Below are 7123 nucleotides of genomic sequence, written 5' to 3' on the forward strand. Positions count from 1 at the left end.
GAATCTCACTCATTAATACTTGATAGTGCTTTGCCTTGTTCTTCTCGACTTTTACATTGCGAGTGACTTCGAGCCAGCGGTTTTCCTGAGTTTTGATTAGCGCGTCAATTGCAGAGATATCATGAAATGAGGGGACCTCTGTGGTGAAGCGCTTAAGTGTTTCAGACAATGTATACAAAGTCGCTTCTTGCTCATCACCACCGGTTTGGATTAAGCGCTCCTGTTCTTCTGCTTCGAGCTTTTCTTGGGCAATTTTATCAATTCTTGCTTGGCACTCAGCTTGGTAGTGAGCAAATTCTTTGCGTTGTGTTTCGTTAGCACTGAAGCTAACTGCCGCCCAACGTTTGCTTAGGTTAAAAAGCTTGGCATCGTAGTGCTGAAGAACCTCGGTTTTTGCGAGGGCGGTAATGTCTGCTAGTGCTTTCTCTATATCTTGTTGCTGTTGACTTCGTTCAGCGATCTGATTGCGGATAGTGGCAAGCTTGGACTTGGCTATATGATAAACCGATTTGTCCTTACCCTTTGCCTGACTCAGCAGTGTGCTTAAGTCTGCTTCTGTTTCGATAAGCTCAGCAGCGGCTTGTCGGAGTTTTGCCATTTTTGCTTTTACTGCAATTTCTAGCAGTGATTGCTTATCTTCAATCCGAGCCAAACCGCTTAGGAAAGCATCTGCCTGATTCGACTTAATGATCATTTGAGTAAGTATTTTATTGTCAGTAATTAGGTCGAAAATACTCAATGACTGAGCGTTAGCCAGCTCGTATAACTTTTCTTCAATTAGAGGCTTTAGTTCGTCTTTAGACTGCGCGTGAAGCGTGATCAGTGCTTGAGGGTCAGTTAAGCGTGATGTGGCGCTTTTTCTGACGGCTACTTGTTCATCGTTTTGTGCAAGCTGAAGTAATATTTGATGATCTTCATTCTGGCCAGGGTTGAGCTCTTTGATTGCTTCAAGTCTGGTTGCTGTATGCTTGCTTTGCCATTTTGGTTTGAATAGCTTGGAAAGAAAAGTAGCCATGCTGGTATCTCGCTTATCTCTGTTTTTAATAATGCTCTTGTAAAGTGTTAGTCCTTTCGAAAAAGGAAACCGTTTTGTCTTAAGACTTTGAGAGTGCGAAAAGTCGAATTCCTACTGACATTGTTGACATAGGAATCTGCTGTTTTTCACGTTATAGTCTTAATTAACTGAACGAGCTTGGATATATTTAAACTCGTTCCAAATGTTGCACCCTGAGGCTTTTGTTAGCTTCAAGAGAGCAATAGGCTCGGGCATTCTAGCGCAGCCTCGCGTAAAAATCTCCACTATTCTCTGGTATTTAGCGGGATTCATTACGTGACGAGAGCCGTATAGGGCCAATATTGAAAAGAGTCGCAGGGCTTTATGGAAAAACGTGATAAATGAAGAGAGAAGCAGATCTCCAAAGTGTTAAAAATAAAGCCGTAGATCTTCTATCTCGTCGCGAGCATAGTGAACATGAGCTGCGCGAAAAGCTGCAAGGTAAGGGATATGAAGAGGCTCTGGTGGAACAGGCAGTTCAGTCGATGCTAGACGCTGGCTACTTGAGTGACGAACGATATGTGAGAATGATTATTCGTAGCAGCTATGAGAAGGGGCATGGGCCACAGAAAATACGTTTCAAGTTACAGCAAAAGGGTGTGAAGTCTTCAATGGTGAATGAGGGCTTTGAAGCGTTTGAGGGTGACTGGTTTGCCTTGGCTCAGTCTTTACGATTACGAAAATTTAGAGAGCCGCTCAATGATAAAGATCGGGCGCTTTACTACAAAAAGAAGTCTCGACAAATGCGCTTTCTAGCTGGACGAGGTTTTACGATGGATCAGATATCCTTTGCGTTTGAAGTGCATGAAGATGATGAACAATATTTTGTGTAACTCGCCAATAGATTAATAAATAAGAACAATATTTATAACAAGAGGATGTAGCAAATGATCTCAACCATGATGGATCAGCCTTTAACCATAACTTCAGTGATGGAGTTTGCTGACAAAATTTATCCCCAGCAAGAGATTGTCTCGGTTACCGCAGATCAAGCAAGCTTTCGCTATACCTATGCAGAAGCTTTTCAACGAACGCGTCAGTTAGCTAATGCGCTAAAAGGCTTGGGTTTAAAGCAGGGTGATGTGGTTGCAACGATGGCTTGGAATGATCATCGGCATCTCGAACTTTACTATGCGATTTCCTGTTCAGGTATGGTTTGCCATACGATTAATCCGCGCTTATTTGATGAACAGATTGAATACATTGTTGAACATGCTGAAGATCAATGGCTATTCGTTGACTCCTTATTTGTACCTAAGCTAGAGCAGTTACAAGAGAAAATGCCCAATGTGAAAGGTTTTGTCGTATTGACCTCAGAGGCGAAAATGCCTGAAACCTGTTTACGCAATGTCCAGTGTTACGAAACGCTTATAGCTAAATACGAACCAGAATTTGACTGGCCTGAGCTCGAAGAATCCACAGCTTCTGCCTTGTGCTATACCTCAGGTACTACTGGTAACCCAAAGGGGGTTGTCTATAGTCACAGGTCAACAGTTCTTCATAGTTATGCCAGTAGCTTACCGGATGCCTTTGGCCTTTCGCGCCAGGACGTGGTGATGCCGATTGTTCCCATGTTTCATGTTAATGGCTGGGGGATCGTTTATTCAGCTCCCATGGCTGGCGCAAAATTAGTGATGCCAGGTCCTAAAATGGCTGACGGTGAGACTCTGACCAAATTAATCAATGACGAAAAAATATCGATGTCGGCAGGCGTTCCGACAGTGTGGTTGGCCCTGCTTGCCTATTTGGGTCAAAGTGGTGAGTCAATTGACAGTCTCAAACGTGTGACGGTGGGAGGAGCCGCGTGTCCACTTTCAATCTTTAAAACCTTCAAAGACAAGCACAATGTAGATGTAGAGCATGCTTGGGGAATGACCGAGATGAGTCCGCTCGGCACTTATAACAAAATGTCAGCGGCTGATTTTGAGTTGCCGGAAGAAGCGTTTACTGAAGCCTTATTACGTCAGGGGCGTCCTATTTTCGGAGTCGACCTACGTATCGTTGATGAAGCTGGGAAGGAATTGCCTTGGGATGGAAAAAGTGCTGGTGCCGTGCAGGTGAGGGGGCCATTTATTACACAGGGCTACCATAAGTTGGAGGGTGAATTTGCTCCGGGTGGTTGGTTCGAAACAGGTGATGTAGCCTATTTGGATACCGAATCACGAATGCAAATTACTGACCGGACCAAGGATATTATTAAATCGGGTGGAGAATGGATATCCAGTATCGAACTAGAAAACTTGGCAATGAATCATCCAGATGTGGCTGAAGCGGCAGTGATTGGTGTTGCTCACGAGAAATGGACGGAGCGTCCTTTGTTGTTGTTGGTTAGAAAACCGAATGCAGCACTAAATGAGCAAGAGATCCTGTCTTTCTTTAACGAAAAAGTTGCCCGCTGGTGGATACCCACTGCTTGTGAATTCGTTGAAGAATTACCGCATACGGCAACGGGAAAACTCGATAAAAAGGTGATTCGAGAGCAGTTTAAAGGTTTCGAATGGAAAGAATGATAATTCAGGTCAGAGTAAAAATGCCTGTTTTTACTCTGGCCCCAATTTTTGAACTAAGCCTCTTGCGAGTTCCTTGTTCTTTTGGTTGAGCTTTGGGTCGAAGCCAATGTTCCCCATCCAGCCTCCACCAAATGATAAACACATGATGGAGTAGGCTGTTTGCTCAAGCTCTTTTTCATCTATGTTAGGGTTTAGTTCGGCTAGTTCCTGCTTTAGCCCTAGCAGAAAGAAGTCGTAGATAGACTTCACTGCCGCTTGTACATCTGGGTCGTAAAGGCTTACGGGTAACAAGGCAGCCACCAGACGTGTTGCCGGTAGGTTGTTAAACGCTTCGCTAAATATGTAGTCAAAAGCCGCTTCAAAACGCTTTTCCGGTTCAGCTACGTTCATGCTTTGTTGAACACTGTCTTCAAACTTGCTGATAATTCTCTTTACACCAGCTTCAATAAGCTCCTTGCGATTACCGACATAATGACGAATCATCCTCCTGGCCATGCCAGCTTCTTCAGCAACCATATCCAGTGTCATACCTTGCAGTCCTTTCGTTTCGACGCAGCGTTCAAAGGCATCCAGGATTTCACTGACTCGTTCTACTTTTAAGCTCTTTCTTCCCATTTCTCTTCCGTTAAATTGATGGGCCTATCTATGGCTAGGGATTCTAATGCCTAAAGAGATCTAAATCATTCGTTTCAATAATAAAAAAGAATATAAGTGATCATGAGTGGGAATTTATGTTGAAAAAATGCATTTTGGGTTATATATTCCCTTTAATGGGAATTTAAATGTTGTTTTAGTCCGAGGTGCATAGATGTTTAATAAGAGACGTATCAAAGTTCGCGGGCCTCAGCCTTCAGGTTTGTCGATTAATCGTGATGAGGCTGGAGTGCCTCATGTCAAAGCATCATCTTTCAAGGACGCCCTTTGGGGGAGCGGTTATGCGCATGCAATAGATCGTGGCACGCAATTGCTAATGATGCGGATACTTGGGCAGGGTCGGCTAACGGAGCTGCTTTCGGATACTGAAGAGTCTTTGGCAATAGATAAGTTCTTTAGGCGAGCAAATTGGTATGGCAATTTAACGCAAGAGTTGAATAAGCTCGATGTCGTCTCACTATCACAGATTCAATCCTACTGTGATGGTGTCAATGCGGGCTTTTCAGCCGGTGAATTTTCTTTAATGAAGCTCTTGGGTTATCAGGCAGAACCTTGGAAAGTGCAGGATATTATTCTTATATCGCGAATGACGAGCTACCTGACTTTGGCGCAATCGCAGGCGGAAGTAGAACGTTTCTTTATTGAATTGACGCAATCAGGCGTCTCTACAGAAGCTCTGGCTGAACTATTTCCCATTGACGTTAAGCGTTTTGACCGTGAACTGGTGGAGAGTATTCAGCTTCAGGAACGAATTGTTCCGCGTGAAGTGATCTGGAATCAGGCCTTGCCTAGAATGATGGCGTCTAACAATTGGGTTGTCGCAGGCAGCCGTACAAAATCTGGGCGAGCAATCATGGCCAATGATCCTCACCTGGAAGTAAATCGTTTGCCCAATGTTTGGTGTGAGCAAAGCTTATCATGGAGCGGCGGTTCGCTAATCGGAATGGGGATGCCCGGTTTGCCTGGTGTGTTGGTTGGTCGCAATAAGCAGGTTGCCTGGGGAGTGACTTATACCTTCATGGATACGGTAGATAGTTGGGTAGAAGATTGTAAGGGTGGGCAGTATCGGAAAGACGGTGCTTGGCATGATTTCGCTACTCGCAGAGAGGTGATAAAACGGAAAAAGTCAGCGGATGTTGAGCTTTGTTATTACGAGAATAAGCATGGCGTACTCGAAGGTGATCCGGCTATCGCGGGTCATTACATTGCTACGCGTTGGGCTGCTGCAGATTCAGGTGCTGCGTCTATTATGGCTGCCTTGAAGATGGGGGATATGTCTTCAGCTGCAGAGGCAATGGCTACCTTGGGTAAGATCGAGTCAGCCTGGAACTGGGTGATTGCTGATTCTGAGGATAACATTGCTTATCAGATGTCGGGTCTAATGCCTAAGCGCTGTGCTGGTTGGAATGGGTTTGTGCCAATATCGGGCTGTGATTCAAACAATGATTGGCAGGGTCTGGTGGATATAGAAGACTTGCCTTGTGCCTATAATCCCGAAAATGGCTATTTAGTCACGGCGAATCAGGATCTAAACCACCTGGGGCGTGTTGATCCAATTAATATGCCGATGGGGGATTACCGAGCGAGTAGAATTGAAGAGGTATTGGCGAGCCATAAAACGCACGATATCGAATCAATGAAAGCTCTGCAGATGGACGTTTATTCAAAGCAAGCAGGGTTGTTTCTAGATATTCTATTGCCTCTGCTGGAATCAAATGGTGAAAGAGGTGAACTCTATCAGATGCTTAAGCAATGGGATCACCGTTATGACCTGGACTCTATAGGCGCTCCAGTTTTTGAGGCATTCTATGATTTACTGAGAAAAGAAGTCTTTGGTTTGCAGAGGATAGGTTTGGGTGGCGATGTGATTGAGCACTTATCCCAGGATAGTGGATTGTTTATCGATTTCTATCAGAATTTTGACCGTATATTAGTGAGCGATAAATCTGCCTGGTATTGCGATATCACACGCGATGAAGCCTACCTTTCAGCCTTCAATAAACTCAAAGCACTAAAGGAGCCGTTATCGAAGAAGCATAATCAGAGTTGGGGAGAGGTGAATACTATTGCTTTGAACAATATTGTATTCCAAGGGAAGCTGCCGACCTTTCTCGGTTTTGATACTGAGTCGATACCCTTGCTGGGCGGGCGGGCAACGCCTCACCAAGGTCAGGTTTATCGTAGCGCTGGGCGTGACACCAGTTTCGCGCCATCGGTGCGTTTGATTGCTGATATGGGCGAGTCAAGCTTACATACTTGTTTGGCAGGCGGTCCTTCAGATAGTCGCTTCTCGCGATGGTATAAGTCCGGATTAGACGATTGGCGTGTCGGACGTTATAAAATCCTGGATAGCTGAGCTAGTCCGTGGGTGAGATAACTTGTTTTGTTAGCAAAGACTCGCGAAGTTGTTCTGTTCTTCGGTAGTTAACCAATAGGTCAGATATTCCTAGTAGAGAGCCTGAACGTACATTCAATGTTTCTGTATTAGCTTGATAAAGTACCTCGAAATAGTCGACAAAGCCAAATATTTGAGAATAACTTTTTGCGTAAATATAGCCCTGATATTGATGTGAAATCTCGGTGCGAGGGAGCTGGTTTACACTAGCAACTACATGTGGCCACGCCTTTTCAAAAGGCATGGATAGGGAAAACTGATCTATTTTGTGAAAAAAGGTACTTGCTTCAGTTGAGACGCAATTAGGCAGTGGTGGGCACCAATTGAGACTAGGTTCAGGATCACTTTGTTGTAGCGGGCTGACAGCGCAGCCACTTGTCATCGCTAGCAGAGTAAGGCTGACATAGAGAGCACAGTTCTTAGGCTTCAAGTGCTGTCACTTCCATAATTGCCTGGCGGAGTTCTGCGTTCAGAACAAATTTTGCTTCCTCTATTACACGTTCAACATCT

The 7123-nt window shown here is 44.7% G+C and carries 6 protein-coding genes; 3 read left to right on the plus strand and 3 right to left on the minus strand.

What is annotated here, in order from left to right:
* The coding region (locus A3757_RS05570) for a hypothetical protein (protein WP_197469840.1) at positions 1-1015 on the minus strand (1015 nt) is incomplete at its 3' end.
* A 380-nt stretch (positions 1016-1395) separates the two neighbouring features.
* On the opposite strand from A3757_RS05570, the gene A3757_RS05575 reads away from it, so the two are divergent.
* On the plus strand, positions 1396-1887 hold the full coding sequence (locus A3757_RS05575) for a regulatory protein RecX (RefSeq protein ID WP_068553528.1): 492 nt from the start codon (positions 1396-1398) through the stop codon (positions 1885-1887).
* A 54-nt stretch (positions 1888-1941) separates the two neighbouring features.
* A complete protein-coding gene (locus A3757_RS05580) occupies positions 1942-3564 on the plus strand; it encodes a long-chain-fatty-acid--CoA ligase (protein ID WP_068553527.1) in 1623 nt (540 codons plus the stop codon).
* 30 nt (positions 3565-3594) lie between these two features.
* Here the strand turns inward: A3757_RS05580 and A3757_RS05585 are convergent, their stop codons facing one another.
* The gene (locus A3757_RS05585) at positions 3595-4179 is read right to left on the minus strand and encodes a TetR/AcrR family transcriptional regulator (protein ID WP_068514680.1); all 585 of its coding nucleotides are present in this window, start codon (positions 4177-4179) and stop codon (positions 3595-3597) included.
* Between the two features lie 193 nt (positions 4180-4372).
* Between A3757_RS05585 and A3757_RS05590 the strand changes: the two genes are divergently transcribed.
* Positions 4373-6574: a penicillin acylase family protein gene (locus A3757_RS05590; RefSeq protein ID WP_068553526.1), complete on the plus strand. Its 2202-nt coding sequence runs from the start codon at positions 4373-4375 to the stop codon at positions 6572-6574.
* Between the two features lies 1 nt (position 6575).
* On the opposite strand, the gene A3757_RS05595 is transcribed toward A3757_RS05590, so the two are convergent.
* Positions 6576-7043 carry a DUF1499 domain-containing protein gene (locus A3757_RS05595; RefSeq protein ID WP_082872067.1) on the minus strand — a complete coding sequence of 156 codons (468 nt, stop codon included), beginning with the start codon at positions 7041-7043 and terminating at the stop codon, positions 6576-6578.
* Positions 7044-7123 lie beyond the last annotated feature (80 nt).

It is taken from the genome of Oleiphilus sp. HI0117, from assembly GCF_001635235.1.

Coding starts and splice junctions, on each gene's coding strand:
- A3757_RS05580 (WP_068553527.1), top strand. CDS start 1,942: ATGATCTCAACCATGATGGATCAGCCTTTAACCATAACTTCAGTGATG.
- A3757_RS05585 (WP_068514680.1), bottom strand. CDS start 4,179: ATGGGAAGAAAGAGCTTAAAAGTAGAACGAGTCAGTGAAATCCTGGAT.
- A3757_RS05590 (WP_068553526.1), top strand. CDS start 4,373: ATGTTTAATAAGAGACGTATCAAAGTTCGCGGGCCTCAGCCTTCAGGT.
- A3757_RS05575 (WP_068553528.1), top strand. CDS start 1,396: ATGAAGAGAGAAGCAGATCTCCAAAGTGTTAAAAATAAAGCCGTAGAT.